General features: G+C 64.6%; 25 protein-coding genes. 8 read left to right on the top strand and 17 right to left on the bottom strand.

The genetic code is table 11. The features are described from left to right. Positions 1-5: 5 nt before the first annotated feature. From pyrF to tsaB, 4 genes are all read right to left on the bottom strand, one after another. Positions 6-845 carry an orotidine-5'-phosphate decarboxylase gene (gene pyrF, locus V6M61_RS14250; protein ID WP_332777233.1) on the bottom strand — a complete coding sequence of 280 codons (840 nt, stop codon included), beginning with the start codon at positions 843-845 and terminating at the stop codon, positions 6-8. Between the two features lie 272 nt (positions 846-1,117). Continuing rightward, positions 1,118-2,029, bottom strand: a complete 912-nt coding sequence (locus V6M61_RS14245) for a uracil-DNA glycosylase (RefSeq protein WP_332777232.1) — start codon at positions 2,027-2,029, stop codon at positions 1,118-1,120. Positions 2,030-2,042: 13 nt separating this feature from the next. After that, entirely contained in the window at positions 2,043-2,531 is a 489-nt protein-coding gene (rimI, locus tag V6M61_RS14240; protein WP_332777231.1) for a ribosomal protein S18-alanine N-acetyltransferase, read from the bottom strand. A gap of 13 nt (positions 2,532-2,544) precedes the next feature. Beyond that, positions 2,545-3,327 (bottom strand): tRNA (adenosine(37)-N6)-threonylcarbamoyltransferase complex dimerization subunit type 1 TsaB, encoded by a 783-nt coding sequence (gene tsaB, locus V6M61_RS14235; protein WP_332777230.1) that lies wholly within the window; start codon positions 3,325-3,327, stop codon positions 2,545-2,547. Positions 3,328-3,505: 178 nt separating this feature from the next. Here tsaB and V6M61_RS14230 point away from each other — a divergent pair, with 178 nt between their 5' ends. From V6M61_RS14230 to V6M61_RS14215, 4 genes are read left to right on the top strand one after another with little or no spacing between them, the layout of a single operon-like run. Continuing rightward, positions 3,506-5,032 carry a D-alanyl-D-alanine carboxypeptidase/D-alanyl-D-alanine-endopeptidase gene (locus V6M61_RS14230; RefSeq protein ID WP_332777229.1) on the top strand — a complete coding sequence of 509 codons (1,527 nt, stop codon included), beginning with the start codon at positions 3,506-3,508 and terminating at the stop codon, positions 5,030-5,032. 14 nt (positions 5,033-5,046) lie between these two features. Beyond that, positions 5,047-5,352, top strand: a complete 306-nt coding sequence (locus tag V6M61_RS14225; RefSeq protein ID WP_332777246.1) for a SemiSWEET transporter — start codon at positions 5,047-5,049, stop codon at positions 5,350-5,352. A gap of 50 nt (positions 5,353-5,402) precedes the next feature. Continuing rightward, positions 5,403-6,302, top strand: coding sequence for an RNA polymerase sigma-70 factor (locus V6M61_RS14220; protein ID WP_332777228.1), 900 nt, complete (start codon positions 5,403-5,405; stop codon positions 6,300-6,302). A 58-nt stretch (positions 6,303-6,360) separates the two neighbouring features. Beyond that, complete coding sequence (locus V6M61_RS14215) at positions 6,361-6,822, top strand: carboxymuconolactone decarboxylase family protein (RefSeq protein ID WP_332777227.1); 462 nt, start codon at positions 6,361-6,363, stop codon at positions 6,820-6,822. A 56-nt stretch (positions 6,823-6,878) separates the two neighbouring features. On the opposite strand, the gene V6M61_RS14210 is transcribed toward V6M61_RS14215, so the two are convergent. Beyond that, a complete protein-coding gene (locus V6M61_RS14210) occupies positions 6,879-7,862 on the bottom strand; it encodes a Bug family tripartite tricarboxylate transporter substrate binding protein (RefSeq protein WP_332777226.1) in 984 nt (327 codons plus the stop codon). A gap of 85 nt (positions 7,863-7,947) precedes the next feature. Beyond that, positions 7,948-8,820, bottom strand: a complete 873-nt coding sequence (locus V6M61_RS14205) for a fumarylacetoacetate hydrolase family protein (RefSeq protein ID WP_332777225.1) — start codon at positions 8,818-8,820, stop codon at positions 7,948-7,950. Positions 8,821-9,034: 214 nt separating this feature from the next. Between V6M61_RS14205 and V6M61_RS14200 the strand changes: the two genes are divergently transcribed. Next, positions 9,035-9,706: a FadR/GntR family transcriptional regulator gene (locus tag V6M61_RS14200; RefSeq protein ID WP_332777224.1), complete on the top strand. Its 672-nt coding sequence runs from the start codon at positions 9,035-9,037 to the stop codon at positions 9,704-9,706. Positions 9,707-9,739: 33 nt separating this feature from the next. On the opposite strand, the gene V6M61_RS14195 is transcribed toward V6M61_RS14200, so the two are convergent. The 3 genes from V6M61_RS14195 to V6M61_RS14185 all read right to left on the bottom strand — a co-directional run bounded on the left by V6M61_RS14195 (position 9,740) and on the right by V6M61_RS14185 (position 11,451). Beyond that, positions 9,740-10,009: a DUF2164 domain-containing protein gene (locus V6M61_RS14195; protein WP_332777223.1), complete on the bottom strand. Its 270-nt coding sequence runs from the start codon at positions 10,007-10,009 to the stop codon at positions 9,740-9,742. 303 nt (positions 10,010-10,312) lie between these two features. Next, positions 10,313-10,771, bottom strand: a complete 459-nt coding sequence (locus tag V6M61_RS14190) for a trypco2 family protein (RefSeq protein WP_332777222.1) — start codon at positions 10,769-10,771, stop codon at positions 10,313-10,315. 35 nt (positions 10,772-10,806) lie between these two features. Next, complete coding sequence (locus tag V6M61_RS14185; protein WP_332777221.1) at positions 10,807-11,451, bottom strand: 2OG-Fe(II) oxygenase family protein; 645 nt, start codon at positions 11,449-11,451, stop codon at positions 10,807-10,809. A 279-nt stretch (positions 11,452-11,730) separates the two neighbouring features. On the opposite strand from V6M61_RS14185, the gene V6M61_RS14180 reads away from it, so the two are divergent. Together V6M61_RS14180 and V6M61_RS14175 are read left to right on the top strand one after the other, a co-directional pair. After that, positions 11,731-12,405, top strand: coding sequence for a protein-L-isoaspartate(D-aspartate) O-methyltransferase (locus V6M61_RS14180; RefSeq protein ID WP_332777220.1), 675 nt, complete (start codon positions 11,731-11,733; stop codon positions 12,403-12,405). 279 nt (positions 12,406-12,684) lie between these two features. Continuing rightward, on the top strand, positions 12,685-13,353 hold the full coding sequence (locus tag V6M61_RS14175; RefSeq protein ID WP_442957784.1) for a nucleoside/nucleotide kinase family protein: 669 nt from the start codon (positions 12,685-12,687) through the stop codon (positions 13,351-13,353). Between the two features lie 54 nt (positions 13,354-13,407). On the opposite strand, the gene V6M61_RS14170 is transcribed toward V6M61_RS14175, so the two are convergent. Together V6M61_RS14170 and V6M61_RS14165 are read right to left on the bottom strand one after the other, a co-directional pair. Continuing rightward, positions 13,408-13,800, bottom strand: a complete 393-nt coding sequence (locus V6M61_RS14170; protein WP_332777218.1) for a VOC family protein — start codon at positions 13,798-13,800, stop codon at positions 13,408-13,410. Positions 13,801-14,027: 227 nt separating this feature from the next. Then, the gene (locus V6M61_RS14165; protein ID WP_332777217.1) at positions 14,028-14,372 is read right to left on the bottom strand and encodes an antibiotic biosynthesis monooxygenase; all 345 of its coding nucleotides are present in this window, start codon (positions 14,370-14,372) and stop codon (positions 14,028-14,030) included. An 88-nt stretch (positions 14,373-14,460) separates the two neighbouring features. On the opposite strand from V6M61_RS14165, the gene soxR reads away from it, so the two are divergent. Next, the gene (soxR, locus tag V6M61_RS14160) at positions 14,461-14,940 is read left to right on the top strand and encodes a redox-sensitive transcriptional activator SoxR (protein ID WP_332777216.1); all 480 of its coding nucleotides are present in this window, start codon (positions 14,461-14,463) and stop codon (positions 14,938-14,940) included. Positions 14,941-14,969: 29 nt separating this feature from the next. On the opposite strand, the gene V6M61_RS14155 is transcribed toward soxR, so the two are convergent. From V6M61_RS14155 to V6M61_RS14130, 6 genes are all read right to left on the bottom strand, one after another. After that, positions 14,970-15,392 carry a DUF1810 domain-containing protein gene (locus tag V6M61_RS14155; RefSeq protein ID WP_332777215.1) on the bottom strand — a complete coding sequence of 141 codons (423 nt, stop codon included), beginning with the start codon at positions 15,390-15,392 and terminating at the stop codon, positions 14,970-14,972. A gap of 41 nt (positions 15,393-15,433) precedes the next feature. Next, positions 15,434-16,531 carry a WD40/YVTN/BNR-like repeat-containing protein gene (locus V6M61_RS14150; protein ID WP_442957783.1) on the bottom strand — a complete coding sequence of 366 codons (1,098 nt, stop codon included), beginning with the start codon at positions 16,529-16,531 and terminating at the stop codon, positions 15,434-15,436. Between the two features lie 49 nt (positions 16,532-16,580). Beyond that, the gene (locus V6M61_RS14145) at positions 16,581-16,850 is read right to left on the bottom strand and encodes a MoaD/ThiS family protein (RefSeq protein WP_332777244.1); all 270 of its coding nucleotides are present in this window, start codon (positions 16,848-16,850) and stop codon (positions 16,581-16,583) included. A gap of 280 nt (positions 16,851-17,130) precedes the next feature. Next, the gene (locus V6M61_RS14140; RefSeq protein WP_332777214.1) at positions 17,131-17,526 is read right to left on the bottom strand and encodes an aminoacyl-tRNA synthetase; all 396 of its coding nucleotides are present in this window, start codon (positions 17,524-17,526) and stop codon (positions 17,131-17,133) included. Between the two features lie 266 nt (positions 17,527-17,792). Beyond that, complete coding sequence (locus V6M61_RS14135; protein WP_332777213.1) at positions 17,793-19,196, bottom strand: efflux transporter outer membrane subunit; 1,404 nt, start codon at positions 19,194-19,196, stop codon at positions 17,793-17,795. A gap of 31 nt (positions 19,197-19,227) precedes the next feature. Then, positions 19,228-22,461, bottom strand: coding sequence for an efflux RND transporter permease subunit (locus tag V6M61_RS14130; protein ID WP_332777212.1), 3,234 nt, complete (start codon positions 22,459-22,461; stop codon positions 19,228-19,230). Position 22,462: the final 1 nt, after the last annotated feature.

The raw sequence follows: 22,462 nt of genomic DNA, 5'->3' as shown, positions 1-22,462 counted from the left end.
CAGGGTCAGGCCCTGGCCGCCTGCAGCACGTCGCGCGTTTTGAGGGCTTCGCGGCGGGCGGCTTCGGTGAAGTCGTCGCCCGAGGAGGCGTAAAGAATGGCGCGCGATGAGTTCACGATGATGGGCGCAAGCGTCTGCCCGTCCTGCCCGCGCCAGCCGGCTTTCACCGTCGCCACCGCGTCGCCGCCCTGCGCACCCACGCCGGGAATCAGCAGCGGCAGTGTGGGCGCCACGGCGCGCACGCGCTCGATCTCCGCCGGGTAAGTCGCGCCGACCACCAGCCCGAGCTGGCCGTTGAGGTTCCACGGGCCTTGCGCCAGGCGGGCCACATGCTCGTACAACAGCGGCTGGCCATCAATCGAGGCGAAGCGCTGGTTCTGCAGGTCGTCGCCGCCGGGGTTGGAGGTGCGGCACAGCAAAAACGCGCCCTTGCCTTCGTACTTGAGGTAAGGCGCGACCGAGTCAAAGCCCATGAAGGGCGAGAGCGTGACGGCATCGGCGCCATAGCGCTCGAAGGCCTCGATCGCGTACTGCTCGGCCGTGCTGCCAATGTCGCCGCGCTTGGCGTCCAGGATGATGGGCACCTGCGGCGCGACGCGGCGCATGTGCTCCATCAGGCGCTCGAGCTGGCCTTCGGCGCGGTGGGCGGCGAAGTAGGCAATCTGCGGCTTGAAGGCGATCACGAGGTCGGCCGTGGCGTCGACGATGCGCGCACAAAAGTCGTAAATCTTGTTGGCGTCGCCCTTGAGTTTGCCGGGGAATTTGGTGGGCTCCGGGTCCAGGCCCACGCAGAGCATGGAGCGGTTCTGGCGCTCAGCCGCGCCCAGCATGTCGAGAAAGGTCATGAAGTATTTTAAGCCCCCACGCTCCCCACTTCGTGTGGTTCGCTGCCCCCCGAGGGGGCGCTGCGCCTGCGGTCCGGCAAAGCCGGGCCCGCGGCCCCGGCTGGTGAGGAGGGAGCCCCTACTCCCCCGAGGGGCAGGGAGCTTGCGCGTTGTGAGCGACGGTAGGGGGCATGTCTTGTCAAGCAGGGGCCGCGGGTCCGGCTTTGCCGGACCGCAGGCGCAGCGGCCCCCCCGGGGGGCAGGGAGCTACACGAAGTGAGCGACCGTGGGGGCTAACTTCTTATTTGGTCCATGGCCAGGCACAGGTCGTCCCAGGCCTTGGCTTTGTCGGGCAGGCTGCGCAGCAGATAGGCCGGATGGTAGCTGACCACGACCGGCACACCCAGGTAGCGGTGCACCCGGCCGCGCAGCTTGCCCAACGGGATTTTCTGCACGTCGGGCACGCTGGCCTGCAGCAGCGACTGCGCGGCAAAGCGGCCCAGGGCCAGAATGACTTTGGGCTGCAGCAGCTCGATCTGGCGCTTCAGGTAGGGCTCGCACTGCGCCATTTCCGCCGGCTCGGGGTTGCGGTTGGCCGGCGGGCGGCACTTGAGCACGTTGGTGATGAACACGCGGTTTGACATGGCGGCGCCGGCCGGGCTCGCCGCCACACCCGCCTCACCACGCTGCAGCTTCATGGCCTGCAGCATGTTGTCGAGCAGCTTGCCGGCCTGGCCGACAAAGGGCTCGCCGGCCAGGTCTTCGTTTTCGCCGGGCGCTTCGCCAACGATCAGCCAGTCGACGGGGGGGGCCACAGCGGCCTGCGCCGGCAAGGCGGGGCCCACGCCAAACACGGTGTTCCTGCGGCTCTCGCACAGGCGGCAGGCGCGGCAGCCCGCCACGGCCGACTGCAAGGCGGACCAGTCCATCTGGTCAATGCCGGCTGGGCGCGCCGACAGGCCCGTTGACTGAAGCGAGCCCGGTGCAGCAGGGACGGCGGCAGGTCGACTTGACTCATCAAATCGGGCCGTAGCCCGCTCAAATTTTGCATCAACAGCTATCTTATTGATAGCAATTTCCACCCCGGACGCCACCGGCAAGGCTGGCGTCGCGAGCGACACGGGCATTGCGGGCAGCGGCTGCCACAGACGCACACCCATCTCGCGCAGCATGGCGCGCTGGCGTTTGTCGAGGTCCAGGCTCATTGGATAAGCTCCCTCATAGCGCCAGACTCATGACCACCGCGTCTTCGCGTCTGGAGGCTGCGGCCGGGTAATAGTTTTTGCGCGTGCCCACATGGCGAAAGCCGTAGCGCTCGTAAACCGCCTTGGCGCGCGTGTTGCTCACGCGCACCTCCAGCCACAGCCATTGCGCACCCTGCCCGCGCGCCCAGATCGCCAGCGCATCGAGCATCACGCGGGCCCAGCCCTGGCCCTGGTGCGCAGGGGCCACGGTGATGTTGAGCAGGTGCACTTCGTCCACGCCCTTCATGGCGACAAAGTAGCCCAGCAGCTCGGCCTGCTCGCCACTGCCGGCGAGCAGCAGCTGGGCCTGGTAGCCGGCCTTGATCGAATCATTGAAGTTGCCCTGCGTCCACGGATGGCCGTAAGCGCTTTGCTCGATGCGCAGCACGGCCTCGAACCAGGACTCGGTCATGGCTTCGAACTGGGCTTCCAGCGGTGGTGGGGGTTGGAGAACGGCGCTCATGGTGAAACAAGGGTCAAACCGGAGGGGAGGCCCGGGCAGCCTGGGCTTTGACCTGGGCACGCTCTTCGGTGGTTAACGCTACTTTATCGCGAATGTAGAGCGGCAGCGCGTGGTCGGCATCCACGCAGTGGCCGGCGGCGACCAGCGCCGGCGCCAGCCGCAGCATGGCGCTGGCGGCAGGCAGGGCGGTGAGGCGCGGCACCATGGCGGGCCCGGCCGGCGAAGCTGGCGAATGTGGAAAATCTGGAAAATTTGGCAAACGGTCGGCATACACGCCAAACACATTGCCGGCCAGCAACTGCGTCGACGCCTCCACCACCAGGTGCTCCGGCCGGATCAGCTCGCAGTCGGCCAGCGCAGCGCACTGGTCGTCCTTGAATTCAAAGGCTTGCACATACATTTCGTCCATGCGGGCGTCGAGCAGCGCCGTGATGCGCGACAAGGGCGCGTCCGGATGGCTGTGGGCCCACTGAAACCGCGCTTCTTCGGCCACCGCCATCAGCGTGTCCAGCGGCAAAACCTTCAGGCCGGCGCCACCCCTGGCCCCCAGCGCCAGACCCTGCGCCACCGAGCAGGCCGTGCGCAGGCCGGTGAAGGAGCCGGGGCCGCGGCCAAAGACGATCGCATCGAGCGCGTCCAGCGTCAGCCTGGCCTGCGCCAGCAGCGCCAGAATCGCCGGGATCAGCGTGCTGGACGCCTGCGCGCCGCCCGGCCCGCTGAGCTGCCAGACATGCACGCCATCGGTGGCAGCCAGCGACATCACGTCGGTGCTGGTGTCAAAAGCAAGCAGTTTCATGGTTTTTATACATCAAATCGGGCTTTAGCCCACGCCAATTGTGCGCAAACAGCTATTAAAAGAATAGCTAAAAAGCAGGCCCCCGGGGAACCCGCTGCAAAAGCCCATGGTGGATTATCCGGCCTGGGCATTGACCGGCGACAGCGCACTCAAATATCGCTGCCCCGATAATCAGGCCATGGTTTTCAATTACCCCCGCGCGCGCTTGAGCACAAGCCCGGCCCGCCGCCTGGCCGCCGGCCTGCTGCTGGCGCTCTGCGGCAGCCTGGCCATGGCGCAGGCCCTGCCGTCGCAATCGCTGCCGCCTGAAGTCGAGGCCGCCCTGGCGCGCGCCCGGGTGCCGCGCGACACGCTGGCGGCACTGGTGGTCGATGCCGCGCCCGATCCGGGCGGCAAAGGGGCGCCGCTGCTGAGCTACCGCGCCGACGCGTCCGTGAACCCGGCCTCGGTCATGAAGCTGGTGACCACTTACGCCGGGCTAGAACTGCTGGGTCCCTCCTTCACCTGGAGCACGCCGGTGTATGTGGACGGCACCATCAAAGACGGCGTGCTGCAGGGCAACCTGGTGATCCAGGGCAAGGGCGACCCCAAGCTGGTGCTGGAGCGCCTGTGGCTGCTGCTGCGCCGCGTGCAGAGCCTGGGCATCCAGACAATTGCGGGCGACATCGTGCTGGACCGCAGCGCTTTTTTACTGGCCCCGCATAACCCGGCCGACTTCGACGGCGAGCCGCTGCGCCCGCAAAACGCCGGCCCCGATGCCCTGCTGATCAATTACAAATCGGTCGTGATGACGTTTGTGCCCAACCTGGCCACCGGCACGGCCAGCGTGAGCTTTGACCCGCCGCTGGCCGGCGTGCAACTGCAGACCAGTGTGCCGCTGGCCACGGGAAACAATGGCTGCGGCGACTGGCGCGGCGCACTCAAGGCCGATTTTCTGGACCCCAACCGCATCGCCTTCAACGGCAGTTACGCACCGGCCTGCGGTGAAAAAAGCTGGGCCGTGGCTTATATCGAGCCGGCCAGCCACGCCGAGCGCGCCGTGCTGGGCCTGTGGCAGGAGATGGGCGGCAAGCTGACCGGGCGCATCCGCGAGGGCCGGGCGCCGGTGGGGCTCAAGCCCACGTTTGAGCTGGTCTCGCCGACGCTGGCCGAGATCATCCGCGACACCAACAAATTCAGCAACAACGTGATGGCGCAGCAGCTGTTTCTCACGCTGAGCCAGCAGCGGCCACCCGTGGCCGGACCGGGCGGCGTCGGCGGCGGCGGGCTGAACGTGGGGGTGGGCAGCCAGGAGGCGTCGCGCGAGCTGGTGGGCAACTGGTGGCGCGAGCGCTTTGGCGAGCAGGACCTGCCGGTGCTCGACAACGGCTCGGGCCTGTCGCGCAGCGAGCGCGTCACGCCGCAAGGGCTGGCGCGCCTGCTGCAGACCGCTTACATCTCGGGGGCCATGCCCGAGATGATGGCCTCGCTGCCCATCACCGGCATCGACGGCACGCTGCGGCGCAGCCGGTCCCGCGTGTCGCAGGGCTGGGCCCACCTCAAGTCCGGCACGCTGCGCGACGCCACCGCGCTGGCCGGCTATGTGCACACCATCAGCGGCCGGCGCCTGGTGGTGGTGGCCATCATCAACCACCCCAACGCCCCCGCCGCCCGTCCGGCGCTTGAGGCGCTGGTGGACTGGACCGTGAAAGAAGGCAATCAGTGACAGTGAACCTGGGCATCAACAACGCCGAGCTCGTCGGCTACCTGGCCGCCGGCCTGACCACCCTGAGCTTTGTGCCGCAAGCCTGGCTGAGCTTCAAGACCCGCGACGTGAGCGGTGTTTCACTGGGCATGTACAGCGCGTTCACCCTCGGCGTCGCCCTGTGGCTGGGCTACGGCCTGCTGCTCGGCGCCTGGCCGGTGGTGATTGCCAATTCGGTGACGCTGGTGCTGGCGCTGGCGATTCTTGGGATGAAGCTGAGGTATGGCCACGGCATCACCTTGCCTGCGGGACACGACAAGGCACCGGGCAAGCAGGCCTGAGTTGTGGTGCACTGTCACAACCCCAGGGTCTTGCACGTCTTGTCTTGACCATGGACCCCTTGCCCCTCACCGCCGCCTCCGATTCCGCTGACACTTTCCATAGCCACCGCCCGCGCCTGATGGGGCTGGCCTACCGCATGCTGGGCTCGCGCGCCGATGCCGAAGATGTGGTGCAGGATGCGTGGCTGCGCTGGAGCGCGGCGCGGCCCGAAGCGCTGCAAAGCGCCGAGGCCTGGCTGGTCACGGTCGTCACGCGCCTGTCCATAGACCGGCTGCGCGCCGTCAAAGCCGAGCGCGCGCACTACGCCGGCTTCTGGCTGCCCGAGCCGCTGCTCACCGATGGGCCGGACTCGCCGGAGCAGATGCTGGAACTGGCGGGCGACATTTCGCTGGCCTTTCTCGCGGTGCTGGAAAAGCTGACGCCCGACGAGCGCGCCGCCTTTTTGCTGCGCGAGGTGTTTGATGCCGATTACGCCGATGTCGCCCAGACACTGGGCAAAAGCCAGGCCGCCTGCCGCCAGTTGGTGAGCCGCGCCAAAAGCCAGGTCCGCGCCGAAAAAACCCGCTTCAGCGTGAGCCGCGAGCAGCACCTGCAACTGCTTGAGCGATTTGCCGCGGCGGCCCGAACCGGTGACATGAAGGCGCTCAAGGCCCTGCTCAGCGACGACGTGGCCTTGATCAGCGACGGCGGCGGCGTGGTGCCCTCTTTCGGCAAGGTGCTGCGCGGCAGCCAGCGCCTGGCCCAGTATTACTTTGCCCTGGCGCGCCGCCATGGCCCCGCCATGCGGCTGGAGATTGCCGGCATCAACGGCATGCCGGGCTTGCTGCGTTTTGTGGATGGGCAACTGGAGTCGGTGCAGGCGATTTATTTCGAAGCCGGCCGCGTGGCCGAGATTCGCGCGCAGCGCAATCCGCACAAGTTGGCGCGCCTCATGTCACAAATCGGCTAGCTCCTTCGTCTTGCAGGTGAGCGTTCAATTTCTGAATGGTCATTCACAAGGAGTTTTCATGAACACGACTGCACGCCTGCCCTACCCGGAACTGGCTCCCGAAGCTTTTCGCGCCCTGGTGGGCGTCAACACTGCGCTGAACAAATCCACCCTGGGCAAAAAGCTGCTGGACCTGGTGCACCTGCGGGTCTCGCAGATCAACGGCTGCGCCTACTGCGTGGACCTGCATGCGCGCGACCTGCTGGCGCAGGGCGAAGACCTGCAACGGCTCAACAGCCTCATCACATGGCGCGAGGTGTCCTTTTTCAGCGCACGTGAACGCGCCGCGCTCAACTGGGCCGAAAGCCTGACGCTGATCCGGGAGACGCAGGCGCCCGATGCGGACTATGCCGCGCTGGCAGAGCACTTCAATGACCGTGAAGTGGCCGAGCTGACCGTTGCCGCTGCGCAAATGAGCACCTGGAACCGCATTGGCGTGGGTCTGAGGCTGCCGGTGCAGGCGGCACCCCTCAGGCCCTAACCGATGCGGGCGCGTGACTGCCCGCTGGTGCTGGCGTGACAGCCCTGCGCCTGCAGTCAGTCTACTTTCCCGATGCGCTGCACCAGCGATGCCATCGCCCGCGCATCCGCCTGCACGAAGCGCTCGAAATCGGGCGCGTCCTGCGGCTGGAAAGACGTTCCTGCCGAGGTCAACGCCTGCACCGCGCGCGGGTCCTGCGCAGCAAACTTGGCCGCCTGGCGCAACTTCTCGACCACGGCAGCGGGCGTTCCCGCCGGGGCGAACATGCCCGCCCACTGGGAGTACGCGACCGGCACGCCCAGCTCCTTGAAGCTCGGGACGTCCGGCATCACCGCCAACCGCCCCTCTCCCCAATGGGCCAGCGCTCTCAGCTTGCCGGCCTTGATGTGCTGGACGACGCTCGCGGGCCCGGTGGACAGCGCATCCACCTGTCCGAACAGCAGGGCGATCACGGCCGGCCCGGCGCCGCTGTAGGGCACATGCAGCATGTAGCTTGAAGTCGCCGCTTTCAATTGCTCCATCGGAACATGCATGGTTCCATAGTTGCCCGACGATCCGAACGACACCTTGGCCGGATGGGACTTCACGTAGGCGATGAACTCGGCGTAGGTTTTCCAGGGGCTTTCGGCCCGAACCACCAGCACGGTTGGATCGGCCGTGAATCGCGCGATCGGTTTGAGCTGATCCAGCTGGTACATCGGTGAGCGCTTGAGCACCTTGTCCGCCTCCGGCAGCACGACGATGGAGGACAGCGCCATCAGCAGCGTGTACCCATCCGCTTTGGCCCTGGCCACCTGACCCATGCCGATGCCGCCACCGGCGCCGCCCTTGTTCTCGATGATCACCGACTGCTTCAGGTAGCGGCCCATGGCTTCCGCCACCGGACGTCCGACCGTATCAGCCACCCCGCCAGGCGGAAACGGCACCACCATCGTGACCGGATGGCTCGGGTAGTCGTCCTGCGCCATGGCGGGCAGGGCCCCCATGTTCGCCAGCACGGGAAGGCTCAAGGCCTTGAGAATCTTGCGACGTACGTTCATATTTTTGTCTCCTCAGATCACGGGGCAGGGGTTCTGGAACCCCTCTCATTGCTGGAACCGGCCGAGACGGCATCACGCCGCCATGTCAAACGAACTTGTTCTCGATGGCGCCCAGGCCGTCGATCTCGACCCGCACCACATCACCGGCCTTGAGAAAGCGCGAGGGCTTCATGCCGAGGCCCACGCCCGCCGGCGTGCCGGTGGCAATGATGTCGCCGGGGTAGAGCGTGATGCCGCGCGAGACGGTCTCGATCAGCGTGGGGATGTCGAAAATCAGGTTCTCGGTCGGGCCGTCCTGACGCAGTTCGCCATTGACCCAGCAGCGCACACGGGTCCGGGCACCGTCGAGCTCGTCGGCCGTCACAATCCACGGGCCCATCGGACAGAAGGTGTCGAACGATTTGCCCATGTCCCACTGCTGGTGGCGCATCTGCACGTCGCGGGCCGTCACGTCGTTGACCACCGTATAGCCGAACACATGGGTCATGGCATGGTCACGGCTGATGTTCTTGCCGCCCTTGCCGATCACCACGGCCAGTTCGGCTTCGTAGTCGATCTGCTCCGACACGCCGGCACCGGGCACCTGCACGTCGTCATGCGGCCCCACCACGCACTCGGGCACCTTGGTAAATACGATGGGCCAGGACTCCGGGTTGCTATCGTTGTCCTTGAACACCGAGGCTTGCAGTTCCTTGGCATGGGCATGGTAGTTGCGGCCCACACACCACAGGTTGCGCCGCGGTACGGGCAGCGGGGCCTCCAGCCTCACCGACGACACCGGGACAGGAGTCGTTTCCGTGGAGGGCAGCGCGGCACCCGATGCCAGCGCTTCAATCAGCGCCAGTGCACCGCGCTGCGCGCTTTCTTCAGCCAGCCTGAAAGGGGTGAGGTGCTGGCCATCAACGGAAACAATACCAACGTGGCGTTTGCCATTCTGAACATAGGTTGCGATTCGCAAGGGCTACTCCTGAAAGTGGGTGCGCTGACACCCATGGTTTGACATGACGGTTGACTTATTCATCAACCAATAAATACCAATAAGCTCCAATAATAGACCAAAACAAAACCAAGTCAAGCCTCGGCACCAAGGGAGGCTGACTTCTTCTGCGCTTACTTGACAAATTGGTATTATTTGGTCTTCTCGTTTTCAACCTTCCAGCCTCAGGAAATCCGTGGACATCTCCTTCCCCCTTCGTGACGCCATTCTCGAAAACCTGCAATCGGGTAAATGGTCTGCGGGCGACAGGCTTCCCACCGAACGGGAACTGAGCGAGCAGTTCAAGATCAGCCGAACCACGGTCCGCAAAGTCTTCCAGGATTTGAAAGATCGCGGCCTGATCAGCCAGACGGTCGGCAGCGGCACCTACGTCACCGAGCAGGCGGCCTCGACGCTGATGAGCCTGGCCACGGGCGACCCGGTGCGGTTGACCAGTCCGGCCGAACTCATGGAGGCACGGCTGGCGCTGGAGCCGGCGATCATCGACATGGTGGTCGGGAACGCGACCGCCGCCGATTTCGACCGGATGGAGGCGTGCTGCGCCAAGGCCGAGGCCGCCGGCACGGTGGAGGAGTTCGAGCATTGGGACGGGATGCTGCACGAGGTCATCGCCGACGCGGCCCACAATTCATTCGTGACGAACGTGTTCAAGCTCATGAACCAGATTCGTGCCCAGGGCGAATGGGGCATGCTGAAAAAGCGTAGCGTCACCCCTGAGCGCCGCGTCGCCTACCAAAACGAGCATCGCCTGCTCGTCAGCGCCCTCAAGGACCGCGATCTCGCCCGGGCCAGGGACCTGACGGTGAAGCACTTGCTGAATGTGCGCCGCAATCTCCTGAATTTCTGAGCGGCTCACCTACATTCGGATGACGAAGGCACGCTACCGCCTCCCATGTCGAGCCTTCTGATGCCAGTATGCAAATTCTTCTTCATGGCACTCGACATCGACCTCAGTGATACGCGCCGTGAGGCGTTCCTGGACATCCGTCACGGCCTTGTTGTACACGCTGGGACCGACCTCATCCAGAAAGAAACTGAGCAATGCCGCAGCCCGGATGTTGCCAATGTCTTCCTCGAATTCTTCCTGGAAGTAGCGCTCGATTGATTGCACGGCGATTGCCCGTATCTCCTTGCCCAGTTCGATAGACATAAAGCTGCACCTCTGACTTTCTGCGACAAGAATAAAGGATGATCGACGATCGGAAGCGATCGTTCGACGTGAGCGACACCCACGCCCCGACCAGGCAGCGCGACATGACGGCGCTGACAATAGTCGCGGGTTGCCGCCTCGAAAGGGTTGCCCAGCAGTCCGAAAATCGTGCGGCATGCTTTGTCATCCTGAGCCCTTCGACTTCGCTCAGGATGACAGCATGGGTGGCGGCGCCTGCGTTACCTGCACTATAGCGCCCGCGCTCCAGCGGGTTGGCCGTCCCGCTGGAGCGCGTTGTTGGGCCTACTTATCTTTGAAGTCCTTGAAGCCAATATTTGGTCCGGGTAGCTTTGAGGGTAACCCAGTTGGGTCAATGCTCTGCAGTGGGATGGGGCCAATTCGCAATGGCGGCTCTATCTTTGGCCCCGGCAGTATTGTCTGGCCAATTTCTTCGGCAGATAGTCGTTTGATGGATTTCACGATCTCACTGGCTTCATCAGCGAGCACCTCTTCGTCACCCTGAGCTAGCGTCTTGAACTTCAAAGTAACCTTGTGAACTTGGCTCGCAGTAGTCGCGCCCTTCGCCTCAACGATGAACTTCATTCCTACCTCACCCTCAGCCTCAAGCGAGAAGGACGCTTCAAGTTCCACGTCCGTCAAAGCAAAGAAAGGTTCATCACCGCGATTCTTTACGGCCTCGACGAGTTCTTTCTTCACGTCGCGAATAAACTCCCCGAGACTGATTCTTCCTTTTATAGGCATAAAACTCTCCCGTGTTAGTTGGCCCAACTTCGCTCTCACCACAGCGGCTTGCTAAGCCGCTGCGCGAACGAGGTGAACATCAGATTGAAGCTGATGCTGATCCTCTCGTTGTCGCTCTTGTTGGCATCGACGGAGTGCTCCAGGTAGGAGGGGAACAAGAGCAGCGTGCCATCGCGCACCCGGACCACGACTTGATCCGTGTTCTCCGCCGTGAGTTCGGTGACCGGCGGCCTGATGACGCTGGCCTGTAGCCTGGGATCGTGGAAGTTGATGGTGTCGGCGCCCTCGCAGGTGCGGACGTAGTAAACGCCGCTGAGAAAATTGTTGGGGTGGCTGTGAAGCTTGTGGGAGGCCCCGCGCGCCAAAACGGTGGCCCAGCAGCCTGTGATCTCGTAGTCCGCGGCGCCGATCCGCAGGAATCGGAGGACGCCCGTCGCACAGTGGTCGATGCACGAGACGAGCTCGCGCATGGCCTCGTGTTCATGCAGGTTCTGTACCGACTGCCAGCCTTGACCCGGTGCCAGCGGGGGGGCGTCGCGCCTCATGTCGGCCAGCGCCGCCAGGATCTGTGCGCCCATGGCATCGCGCAGGCCCGACTCGATCTCGGTCTTCCAGACCAAGCTGGGGAACATCGGAATGACCTCCGACGCCTCTGACCACCGACGACTGTCTTTGCCCATGGGTCAACGCTCCAGAAGAACCGAGCCCGGTGCCATGAGGTCCGTGGCTCGCGTGCACAAAGGCAGCGCAGAGTGCCACCGCCCTTATTCCCGCCTTTATCTGTCTTCACTTCATCATAGTCGGTTCAGCTGGCGGCCGCGAGCGTTGGGCATCAGCTTTCGGGCCAAGGCCCGGTGATGGCTCTTGCGCACGCCCATCCCACGCCATTCCGGGCCTTGCACTCACCCCGGAGGCGGGCGTAGGATGGGCGTGCCGCGCCACTTCCTCCAGGAGGCCCCATGACCGAACCGGATTTCCCGGCCCTGCGCCAGTCCATGCTCGCGGAAATCGCCGCCAAGACGATTTTTTCCAGCGCGCGGCTGGGCAAAGCGGCGCTGGACCCGCGGGTCATGAACGCCATGGCCAAGGTGCCGCGCCACGAGTTCGTGCTGCTCGAACTGCGGCCCTACGCCTACGCCGACACGCCCCTGCCAAGCGGCTTCGACAAGACGATCTCGCAGCCGTTCATCGTCGCGGTGATGACCGACCTGCTCGATCTGCGCCCGACCGACACGGTCCTCGAGATCGGCACCGGGCTGGGCTACCAGACAGCGATCCTGGCGGAACTCGCGCAGCATGTCTACAGCATCGAAATCATTGAAGAGCTGGCTGTGCAGGCTCGGCAGCGGCTGGCCCGAGAGGGCTATGCCAACGTCGAAATCAAGATCGGCAACGGCTGCGGTGGGTGGCCCGAACACGCGCCGTTCGACAAGGTGATCGTCACGGCGGCTGCCGAGCTGATCCCGCCACCGCTGATCTACCAGTTGAAACCCGGCGGCAAGATGGTGATCCCCGCCGGTCTGCCCGATGACCAGCAACTCATCCTGGTTGAGAAAGACGCCAACGATGCGGTGTCGACCAGGGAGATCCTGCCGGTGCGGTTCTCGCTGCTCGAAGATGCCGAGCCCGACTGAGGCCGACCGGCGTGCGCGCCGGTGCTGAGCATGCCAGCGAGTCAACAAGCGCGATACTGTCAACAAACCCAGCCCTTTGCTGATTGACCCGTGCGTGACCCGTGCGCCATCCGGAGTAGGTATGCTTCATCCAGGACTCGCAATTCAACTGGGTTGCGACGTTCGCAGGCGTGCGTGGGCTCGCCTAAAACCGGTTTCACTGTGTCCATGTTTGCGCAAGCATGACCAGAACGAGGTTCTGGGCGCAAGACAAACAAGGCCGTTCCACGAGAGATGAAGATGTCAGCTGATTTCAAAACCTTGCCGGCGGTTCCCGCTGGCCACTTGGCGCGCCTGACGAACCTGATGAAGGATGGGCGTCGCAAGCTGCTCGGCCTGGTCGGGGCGCCCGGCGCGGGCAAATCAACGCTCGCGCTGGCTTTGCAGCGTGCCTTTCCCGATGTGTCACAGGTGGTGCCGATGGACGGCTACCACTTGGCCAACATCGAGTTGGAGCGGCTCGGGCGCGCCGACCGCAAGGGTGCACCCGACACCTTTGACAGTGCAGGGTACGCGGCACTCCTGCAGCGTCTGCGCCAACAGCGCGACGACGAGATCGTCTATGCGCCCGAGTTCCGGCGCGAAATCGAGGAACCGATCGCCGGTTCCATTCCCGTGTTCCCGCAGACAAAGCTCGTCATCACCGAAGGCAACTACCTCCTGCTCGAAGACGGCCCTTGGGCGAACGTAGCGGCGTTGCTGGACGAAGTGTGGTACGTCGAGATCGATGACGGCCTGCGCACCGGTCGCCTCGCACAACGCCACGAATTGTTTGGCCGTAGCCGGCAGGCCGCACTGGAATGGGTCGCCGGAACCGACGAACCGAATGCCCGTTTGATCGCAACGACAAGGCCGCGTGCGCATCTGATCTTCCATTGGGACGATGCCAATGGCGGTCGGCTGGTGTGAGCGGAGGCTGAAAAGCAGCACAGCGGCCGAATCGGCACCGCGCCCTCTGCCAGGTCAGCCGCCGCTGCCGCCACTGCCATAGGGACGGGTGAGTATCTCGAGGTTGTGGCCGTCAGGGTCGCTCCAGTAGACACCGCGGCCGCCGTCGCCGTGGTTGATCTTGCCGCTCTGGTGGTGGCCGGGATCGGCCCAGTAGGGGAGCCCGCGCTCGCGGATGCGTCCGAAAATCTCATCGAACTCGTCCTCGCTCACGAGAAAGGCGTAGTGCTGCCAGGCGATGTCGCCATCGACACGCATGAAGTCGAGGGTGACGCCGTTGTCAAGCTCGACGCCGTGGAACGGGCCGAATATGACGGGCGCCGGACGGTCGAGAATTTCGGCCAGGAAGGCCGCCGAGGCCCGTGGGTCGCGGGCCGGAACAATCGTGTGATTCAGCTCAATGGACATGGTGCTCCTCGAAGCCAGGCAAATTACAAATGGCGCGGCCCCTTGCGGGACGTTGTCCATGTTAAGACCTCGCCCCTGCCCGAGGTCAAGCGCGGGGCAAAATCCCCTCGCACGCAAAGTGGCCGTGCAAGGGCGGCTACGACCCGTTCTGGCCGATCGTCCGGCATGACTGACCGTTTCAACACCGAACCAGCAACACTAAAAATGCACCAGGCCCCGGGGAGCCGTCAGGCCTTGCTGTAAAACCCCAAATCGGCCCGCACCCCCAGTCTCTGCACGAATGCGGCCGGGTCAAAGCCTTCATCCGCGAACTTCTTCTGCACGACGGCCTGGGCGGCGGCGACCGCCTCGGCGCTCGCCCACTCGATCATGCGCACCACGTTGAACTCGCCGGCACCCCCTGTTTGCGTCAGCAGCAGATCCCGCTGACAGCCCGGCAGGCCGTGCACCGCCCCCTGGATGTGCTGCATTTGCTTGATGAAGGCCGGCAGCGCGTCGGCTGGCACGACGAATTTATCGATACGAAACACGCAAGCGGTGGTGCTGGCGCTGGCTGAGGATTCATTGGGCATGGTGAAAAACTCCTTGAAAGTGCGCGCTGATTTGCTCGCAGGAACCGCAGTCTAAAACCTCAAGTAAAGTTGAGGTCAAGGGGAAACCATGAAAATGACGCTGGAACAAGCCGGAATCTCTCCCACCCTCTCCGTGGGCGAAGTGGCGCGCCGCAGCGGCGTGCCCGTGTCCACCCTGCATTTTTACGAGGCCAAAGGGCTGATCAGCAGTGGCCGCACGCAGGGCAACCAGCGCCGTTATGCGCGCGATGTGTTGCGGCGCGTCGCGTTCATCCGCGTGGCGCAGCGGGTGGGCATAGCGCTGGCCGACATCGAAGCGGCATTGGCCAACCTGCCCGCAACCGCCGCGCCCAGCCGCGCGGACTGGGAACGGCTGTCTGGCGCCTGGCGGGCCGATCTGGATGAACGCATGGCCCAACTCAAGAAGTTGCGCGACACGCTCGACGACTGCATCGGCTGCGGTTGCCTGTCCATCGATCGCTGTCGGCTGCGCAACCCTTACGACAAGCTGGCGGCAAAGGGAGCAGGCCCTCAGCGCCTGTGGGTCGGGCGCCGGGTTATGGACTGATCACGCCGCAGCGATCAAACCTTCACCCGCTACGCCAGCAGTTCAAGCGTCCTCGCATCGTCTTCCCCACTGAAGTACTTTGCCAGCGCCCGGTTAAATACCGGCTCTTGTGGCGCCACCTGCGCAAACAGCGTCATGCACGAGCGGAACTTGAGGTCGTCCGGCGAATGAAAGATCTGCAGCGCCGTCCTGCCTTCCACGGCCACGACAAGCTCGCTGCACGCCTTGAGCCGCGGCCCGAGCACAGGGTGCTGCCAATAGGCCAGTGCCTCGGCCCGGGACGCGATGCCGTAGTGCTGCGCGGTGGCGCTGCGGCCCAGGGCCTTCAGCTGCGGAAACACAAACCACATCCAGTGGCTGGTCTTGGCGCCGGCCGCCAGCTCGGCGCAGACCTGGGTGTAGACCGGGTCTTGCGCCAGGACGAAACGCTGCAGATCGTGAAGGTCGGCCATGGGTTCGGCGCTGGGGCTTGCTGCAGGCTTGCCGCCGGCAGCTATTTGACAAACCGCACAGCCGCCAGCGGCGGCAAATCGCGTGACACGCCATGCCAGGCCTCGCCGGCGTTGGCGCTCAGCCAGAGCCCGCCGGTGGTGGAGGCCATGGCCAGGGTCTGGCCGTCGTTTGTGACGTCCAGCGCATGGCGATAGACCAGGTGATAGGCGTGGCGCAGCGGCAGGCCCTCGGTCAGCACTTTGAAATTGGTGCCGCCGTCGTCGGTGCGGGTGACCACCATCTTGCCGTCGACCGGCACGCGCACCGTATCGGCCTGCGCCGGGACGAACCAGGCGCGCTGCGGGTTGCCCGGGTCGCAGGCCACCGCGAAGCCAAAGCCCGAGGGCTGCGGCGGGGAAATAGCCTGCCAGGTCTGCGCGCCGTTGGTGGAGCGGTAGATGCCGCAATGGTGCTGCACCCACAGCACATCGGGCTGGGCCGCGCATTGCACCATGCAGTGCACGTCCTGGATGTTCTCGTCGAACACGCTTTCTTCGGGCATGTAGTCGGCCTTCATGCCGGCCGCCGTGAGCGCCCAGCTGGCGCCGCCATCGCGTGTTTGCCAGACGCCGCCGGACGAGACCGCCACGGTGAGGTGCCGGGCATCGCGCGGGTCCACCAGCACCGAGTGAATGCCCGGGTGGTCGTAGCCGCCGCCAAACCAGCCTTTGCGCAGCGGCTCTTCCCACAGGGCGGTGTTCAGCGCCCAGGACGCCCCACCGTCCTCGGACTTGAACAGGCCCGCCGGCATGCAGCCGGCCCACAGCGTGCCCGGCTGGTCCGCGCTGCCGGCGGCCAGCGTCCAGATCAGGTCCACGTTCCAGGGCGTCGTGTCATCGGCCCAGGGCCCCTGCTCGGGTTTGGTGGGAAAGGCTGGCGCGGCAATCTCCTGCCAGGTTTTGCCCTGGTCCTGGCTCTTGCGCATCTTGACGCCGAAATGCCCCATGCGCAGCGCGGCGTACCAGGCGCCGTCGCGCGGGTCGGCCAGCACCTGGCTGACCGGGTCGCCGGCGAAGTGGTGCGACACGATGTCCCAGCGCGCGCCCGCGCCGCGAACCACAAACAAGCCCTTGCGGCTGCCAACCAGCAGTGTGTGCATGATGACTCCTTGCAATGTCTGATGTGAAACCGGCCGTCCCGTTCAAGGTTCAGCCGCCGCTCAGGGCCTGAATCACCAGCACGCGGTCACCGGGGTTCAAGGGCTGATTCAAATGGATCCGATCCTGCACCATCTGCCGGTTCACGAACACAGCCACATGCTTGCGCACCGCGCGCTGGTCGTCAAACACATAGTGCGCCAACTCCGGCGCCGCCTTCAGCGCGGCCTCCAGCACCTCGCGCAGGCTGCCTGGCGCAACCGACTGCGGCGCGCACTCCACATGGCGGCGCAGGCTGGGGGCAAATTCCACGGCAACCATTACCGACACGGCGGGTACTGCAACCCGGAAGTAGCGAAACACAATGAAAGTGATGGATTCGTGCCCAGGGCAAGGCGCAAGCTGCAGCGAAGGCTATACGCCTTCGCAAAGGTTGCAACGCCGCCATGGGTACGAAGACGCGCTTTCATGTTTCGATATTTTCGGGTTGCAGTACTTAAGCACCGGACAGAAAGCTCAAAAGCATCGGGAAATTGTCTGGCGCGGGGTTGACCCCGTCAAGTGAGCACAAGGCACCCGTACAAATTGCAACATTGACGGGTTATGGATGCGGGTGAAGTGGCGCCGCCTCCTCCGATTTGGCCACGTGGTGGTGCTCCAGGATGCGGATGACTTCCTTGACGATGGCATACATCACCGCGCGGTCGCGATTGGGGTGATCGGAGAGCGTGACCGTGGTGGCGCCGGCGATCACGACACCGTCAGGGGCGCCTTCCCCTTGCATCTCCTGCTCGTACGCGAGCGCAATCCGGTACTGGGTCAGCAAAGGCCCGCAGGCACGCCAGTCGCGCGTCCACTTTGGCAGGGCCTGCGCGTTGTCCCAGAGCGTCCCGGCGCTTTCATAGCACTCTTCAATATGCTGGTGCCCCAGCAATTGCGCCAGGTGCCGCTCCTTGGCCACACAGCTTCGGAAGTACTGTTCATCGCTGATGCGCATCACGGGCCCCTTTTCGCTATCCGCCAGCTATCCACCATGGTCGGGCAAGAAAACGCCGGGGATGCATTCATGCATCGGCCCCGCGCATTCTCCTGTTTCCTATCGTAAATCCGAATCAGGCCTGGGGGAATTGATTTAATAGCGTCCCATGCTAACCCAAGAGTTCCCTCCACAGCGGGGGCCGCGGAACTGGCTTCGCCAGGCCGCAGGCGCCGTCCCCTGCAAGGGGAAAGGGCTCTACACGCAGTGAGTGCCAATAGGGGTGTTCAGGACATCCAGCCACCGCCCAGTGCACGGATCAGCCCGACCGTGGCCAGGTACTGCGCCGCTTTCACCTGCAACGCCTGGCGGCGGTTACGCAGCTCGCTGCGCTGCGCATCCAGCAGTTCGAGCTGGCTGACCAAGCCGTTGCGGTAGCGCGAGTCCGACAGCACGGTGGCGCGGGTGCTTGAGGCGACCGAACGCGACTGCGCTTCGGACTGATCGGCCAGCAGCCGCAGGGCAGAGAGCTGGTCTTCCACATCCTTGAAGGCCACCAGGATCTGCTCACGGTAATTGGCCAGCGCAATGTCCAACTCGGCATTGGCGTTTTGCACGCCTGCCTCGCGCCTGCCGCCGTCAAACAGCGGCAGCGAGAGCAACGCACCCACGCCCCAGACACGGGTGGACATTTTGAACAGGTCCTGGATCTCGGGGGCTGCATAGCCACCGGTCGCCGTCAACGAAAAGGTGGGAAACCAGGCGGCCTTGGCCACGCCGACGCGGGCCTGTGCGGCCTGCATGGTGCTCTGGGCGGCCGACACATCGGGACGACGCACCAGCACCGTGCTGGGCACGCCGGCCGGTATGACCGGCAAGGCGGTGGCCCATTCACCGGGCGTGACCCGGAAGCTGGAGGCGACTTCACCCACCAGCACCGCCAGCGCATGTTCCAGCTCGGCGCGGCGCCGGTCCAGTGCCAGCGCTTCCGACTCGGTGGAGGCGACTTCGGTGCGCACGCGCGCCACATCCAGCTCGGCCACATCGCCTTCCTTGAAGCGCACTTCGGTCAGGCGCAAGGTGTTGCGGTAAGCCAGCAGCGTGTCACGCACCAGTGCGCGCTCGGTGTCCAGCGCACGAAGGCTCAGGTAGGTCTGGGCCACATCGGCCTGCACCAGCAGTTGCGTGCTGCGCAGCAAGGCTTCGCGTGAAGCGGCGTCCAGCGAGGCCGCGTCCGATGCGCCCGACAGCTTGCCAAACAAATCGACCTCGTACGAGAGGTTGGCGCCGGCGCTCACCACCGTTTTAGGCCTGTTGTTCGCCGCGGCGTCGGTCTGGCGCACGGCGCCGGCGCCCAAGCCCACCTGCAATGAGCGGTTGGCATCGGTCGCTCCCGCAATCGCCCGGGCCTGTGCCAGGCGACCGGCAGCCACCTGCACGCTGTTGTTGTTGCGGCTGGCCTGCTCCACCAACTGGTCCAGCACGGGGTCGGAAAACACTTTCCACCAGGGGCCCTGCGCTTGCGCCTCAGGGGCTGCCGATGCAATGGGTCCTGTGCTTTCCTTGAAGGCAGTCGGTGTGGCCGGCAGGCTGGAAGGATCAATCGATGCGCTGGTGGCGCAGCCGGCCAGCACCAGCGCAGCCACCAGGGGCGCCAGCGCCGTGCGCAGCCTTGAATAAGTGCGGTTCATGATGAACTCCTTTAACTTTCTTGTTTTGTTGTTATTCGTGATGTTTGAGCGGCGCCGCTGGCTGGACATGCGCGGCAGCACCCCCGCTGCCTGCGAAGGCTTCGAGATGCGGCACTTCACCATGCAGCTTGAGCGGGCGGTTGCCCGCGAGGCGGCGCAAGGTCACGTAGAAAACCGGCGTGAGAAACAGGCCGAAAGCCGTGACGCCAATCATCCCGAAGAACACGGCCACCCCCATGGCGTGGCGCATTTCGGCACCGGCGCCGCTCGACAGCACCAGGGGCAGCACGCCCATGATGAAAGCCAGCGAGGTCATCAGGATGGGGCGCAGGCGCAGGCGGCTGGCTTCAATGGCGGCCTGCAGCGGCGTGCGCCCGGCAAACTCCAGCTCACGCGCAAATTCCACAATCAAGATCGCGTTCTTGGCCGACAAGCCCACCAGCACGATCAGGCCAATCTGCGTGAAGATGTTGTTGTCGCCGCCGGTCAGCTTCACGCCCAGCATGGCGGCCAGCAGGCCCATGGGCACGATCAGCACGATGGCGATCGGTAGCGTGAGGCTTTCATACTGTGCGGCCAGCACCAAAAACACCAGCAGCAGCGCCAGCGGGAACACCCACAGGGCCGAGTTGCCGGCAATGATTTCCTGGTAGGTGAGATCGGTCCACTCGTAGCTGATGCCGGGCGGCAAGGTTTCGGCGGCAATGCGGGCGACCGCGTCCTGGGCCTGGCCCGACGAATAGCCGGGCGCGGCGCCGCCATTGATGTCGGCCGCCAAAAAGCCGTTGTAGCGCATGGCGCGTTCAGGGCCGAAGCTCGGCGTCACCTTCATCAGTGCCGACAGCGGCACCATCTCGCCGCTGGTCGAGCGCACCTTGAGCAGGCCAATGTCTTCGGCACGGGCGCGGTAAGGCGCATCGGCCTGGACTCGCACGGAATAGGTACGGCCGAATTTGTTGAAGTCGTTGGCGTACAGGCTGCCCAGGTAGATCTGCATGGTGTCGAACACGTCGGTCACCGGCACACCCAGTTGGCGCGCCTTGGTGCGGTCGATGTCGGCGTAGAGCTGCGGCACATTGACCTGGAAGCTGGAGAACAGGCCGGCCAGCTCAGGGGTCTGATAGGCCTTGGCCATGAAGGCCTTGGTGGCCGCGTCCAGCGCGCCATAACCCAGCGATCCGCGGTCTTCCAGCTGCAGCTTGAAGCCACCGGTCGTGCCCAGGCCTTGCACGGGCGGCGGCGGGAACATCGCGATAAAGGCTTCCTGAATGCCGCCGAACTTGGCATTGAGCTGGCCGGCGATGGCGCCCGCGCTCTGGTCCGCACCGGTACGCTCCGAGAACGGTTTGAGCGACACAAACACAATGCCGGAGTTGGAGCTGTTGGTAAAGCCGTTGATCGACAGGCCCGGAAAGGCAATCGCATGCTCCACGCCGGGCTGCTTCATGGCGATGTCACCGATGCGTCGGATCACGTCTTCGGTGCGGTCCAGCGTGGCGCCGTCGGGCAGCTGGGCAAAACCGATCAGGTATTGCTTGTCCTGCCCAGGCACAAAGCCGCTGGGCACTACCTTGAACAGGGCACCGGTGGCCAGCACGAGCACCAGGTACACGCCCAGCATCACGGTCTTGCGCGAAATGGCATGCTTGACACCGCCGCTGTAGGCCTCGGAGCCACGGCCAAAAGCCTTGTTGAAGGCGCGGAAGAAACGGCCAAATACCTTGTCCATGCCGCGGGTCAGCGCGTCTTTGGGCGCGTCGTGCCCTTTGAGCAGCAAGGCGGCCAGCGCCGGCGACAGCGTGAGCGAGTTGATGGCCGAGATCACGGTGGAAATTGCAATCGTCAGCGCGAACTGCTTGTAGAACTGACCTGACAGCCCGGTGATGAAAGCCAGCGGAACGAACACGGCAATCAGCACCAGCGCAATGGCGATGATGGGCCCGGACACTTCCCTCATGGCACGGTAGGTGGCGTCGCGCGGGCTCAGGCCCGCCGCGATGTTTCGCTCCACGTTTTCCACCACCACAATGGCGTCGTCCACCACAATGCCGATGGCCAGCACCAGCCCGAACAGGCTGAGCGCGTTGATTGAAAAACCAAACAGGTGCATCACCGCAAACGTGCCAATGATCGAGATCGGCACGGCCAGCAGCGGAATGATGGAGGCGCGCCAGGTCTGCAGGAAGACGATCACGACCAGCACCACCAGGGCCACGGCCTCCAGCAGGGTATGCACCACGGCCTCGATGGATGAGCGTACGAACTGGGTGGTGTCGTAGACGATCTCGTAGTCCACGCCTTCGGGCATGTTTTTCTTCAGCTCGCGCATCACGGCCTGCACGTCGTCGGAGATCTGGATGGCATTGGAGCCAGGCGCGGCGAACACCGGCACGGCCACGGCCTGCTTGTTGTCGAGCAGCGAGCGCAGCGCGTAATCGGCCGCGCCCAGTTCCAGGCGGGCGATGTCGCGCAGTCGTGTCACGGCGCCGCCCTTGTCGGTCTTGACGATGATGTCGCCGAACTCTTCTTCGCTTTGCAGGCGGCCCTGGGCGTTGATGGACAGTTGCATGTCCACGCCCGGCAGGCCGGGCGACGCGCCCACCACCCCGGCTGCGGCCTGGATGTTCTGCTCGCGGATGGCGCGCACCACGTCGCCGGCGGAGAGGCCGCGCTCGGCCACCTTTTGCGGGTCCAGCCAGACGCGCATCGAGTAGTCGCCCGAACCGAAGATCTGCACCTGGCCCACGCCATTGATGCGCGCCAACCTGTCCTTGACATTGAGCACCGCGTAGTTGCGCAGGTAGGTCATGTCATAGCGGTCATTGGGCGAGAGCAGGTGCACCACCATCGTGAGGTCCGGGGAGCTCTTGACCGTGGTCACACCGAGGCGGCGCACTTCTTCGGGCAAACGCGGCTCGGCTTGCGCCACGCGGTTTTGCACCAGTTGCTGCGCCTTGTCGGGGTCGGTGCCCAGCTTGAAGGTGACATTCAGCGTCATCAAGCCGTCGGTGGTGGCCTGGCTGCTCATGTAAAGCATGCTGTCCACGCCATTGATGGCTTCTTCGAGCGGTGTGGCGACGGTCTCGGCGATCACCTTGGGGTTGGCGCCCGGGTACTGGGCGCGCACCACCACGGTGGGTGGCACCACGTCCGGGTATTCGGCAATCGGCAGCGAGCGCAGCGCGATCAGGCCCGCAATGAACATGAGCAGCGACAGCACGCCGGCAAAGATGGGCCGGTCAATAAAAAATTTGGAGAGATTCATA

The organism is Polaromonas sp., from assembly GCF_036676035.1.
GTDB lineage: Bacteria > Pseudomonadota > Gammaproteobacteria > Burkholderiales > Burkholderiaceae_C > Polaromonas.
The sequence above is the reverse complement of the archived record's forward strand: the minus strand, read 5'-3'. Positions and strand labels throughout refer to the sequence as shown.

What these genes read in the sequence shown, in the direction of transcription:
- pyrF (WP_332777233.1), bottom strand. Translation starts at nt 845, where the DNA reads ATGACCTTTCTCGACATGCTGGGCGCGGCTGAGCGCCAGAACCGCTCC.
- V6M61_RS14245 (WP_332777232.1), bottom strand. Translation starts at nt 2,029, where the DNA reads ATGAGCCTGGACCTCGACAAACGCCAGCGCGCCATGCTGCGCGAGATG.
- rimI (WP_332777231.1), bottom strand. Translation starts at nt 2,531, where the DNA reads ATGAGCGCCGTTCTCCAACCCCCACCACCGCTGGAAGCCCAGTTCGAA.
- tsaB (WP_332777230.1), bottom strand. Translation starts at nt 3,327, where the DNA reads ATGAAACTGCTTGCTTTTGACACCAGCACCGACGTGATGTCGCTGGCT.
- V6M61_RS14230 (WP_332777229.1), top strand. Translation starts at nt 3,506, where the DNA reads ATGGTTTTCAATTACCCCCGCGCGCGCTTGAGCACAAGCCCGGCCCGC.
- V6M61_RS14220 (WP_332777228.1), top strand. Translation starts at nt 5,403, where the DNA reads ATGGACCCCTTGCCCCTCACCGCCGCCTCCGATTCCGCTGACACTTTC.
- V6M61_RS14215 (WP_332777227.1), top strand. Translation starts at nt 6,361, where the DNA reads ATGAACACGACTGCACGCCTGCCCTACCCGGAACTGGCTCCCGAAGCT.
- V6M61_RS14210 (WP_332777226.1), bottom strand. Translation starts at nt 7,862, where the DNA reads ATGAACGTACGTCGCAAGATTCTCAAGGCCTTGAGCCTTCCCGTGCTG.
- V6M61_RS14195 (WP_332777223.1), bottom strand. Translation starts at nt 10,009, where the DNA reads ATGTCTATCGAACTGGGCAAGGAGATACGGGCAATCGCCGTGCAATCA.
- V6M61_RS14190 (WP_332777222.1), bottom strand. Translation starts at nt 10,771, where the DNA reads ATGCCTATAAAAGGAAGAATCAGTCTCGGGGAGTTTATTCGCGACGTG.
- V6M61_RS14185 (WP_332777221.1), bottom strand. Translation starts at nt 11,451, where the DNA reads ATGGGCAAAGACAGTCGTCGGTGGTCAGAGGCGTCGGAGGTCATTCCG.
- V6M61_RS14180 (WP_332777220.1), top strand. Translation starts at nt 11,731, where the DNA reads ATGACCGAACCGGATTTCCCGGCCCTGCGCCAGTCCATGCTCGCGGAA.
- V6M61_RS14175 (WP_442957784.1), top strand. Translation starts at nt 12,685, where the DNA reads ATGTCAGCTGATTTCAAAACCTTGCCGGCGGTTCCCGCTGGCCACTTG.
- V6M61_RS14170 (WP_332777218.1), bottom strand. Translation starts at nt 13,800, where the DNA reads ATGTCCATTGAGCTGAATCACACGATTGTTCCGGCCCGCGACCCACGG.
- V6M61_RS14165 (WP_332777217.1), bottom strand. Translation starts at nt 14,372, where the DNA reads ATGCCCAATGAATCCTCAGCCAGCGCCAGCACCACCGCTTGCGTGTTT.
- soxR (WP_332777216.1), top strand. Translation starts at nt 14,461, where the DNA reads ATGAAAATGACGCTGGAACAAGCCGGAATCTCTCCCACCCTCTCCGTG.
- V6M61_RS14155 (WP_332777215.1), bottom strand. Translation starts at nt 15,392, where the DNA reads ATGGCCGACCTTCACGATCTGCAGCGTTTCGTCCTGGCGCAAGACCCG.
- V6M61_RS14150 (WP_442957783.1), bottom strand. Translation starts at nt 16,531, where the DNA reads ATGCACACACTGCTGGTTGGCAGCCGCAAGGGCTTGTTTGTGGTTCGC.
- V6M61_RS14145 (WP_332777244.1), bottom strand. Translation starts at nt 16,850, where the DNA reads ATGGTTGCCGTGGAATTTGCCCCCAGCCTGCGCCGCCATGTGGAGTGC.
- V6M61_RS14140 (WP_332777214.1), bottom strand. Translation starts at nt 17,526, where the DNA reads ATGCGCATCAGCGATGAACAGTACTTCCGAAGCTGTGTGGCCAAGGAG.
- V6M61_RS14135 (WP_332777213.1), bottom strand. Translation starts at nt 19,196, where the DNA reads ATGAACCGCACTTATTCAAGGCTGCGCACGGCGCTGGCGCCCCTGGTG.
- V6M61_RS14130 (WP_332777212.1), bottom strand. Translation starts at nt 22,461, where the DNA reads ATGAATCTCTCCAAATTTTTTATTGACCGGCCCATCTTTGCCGGCGTG.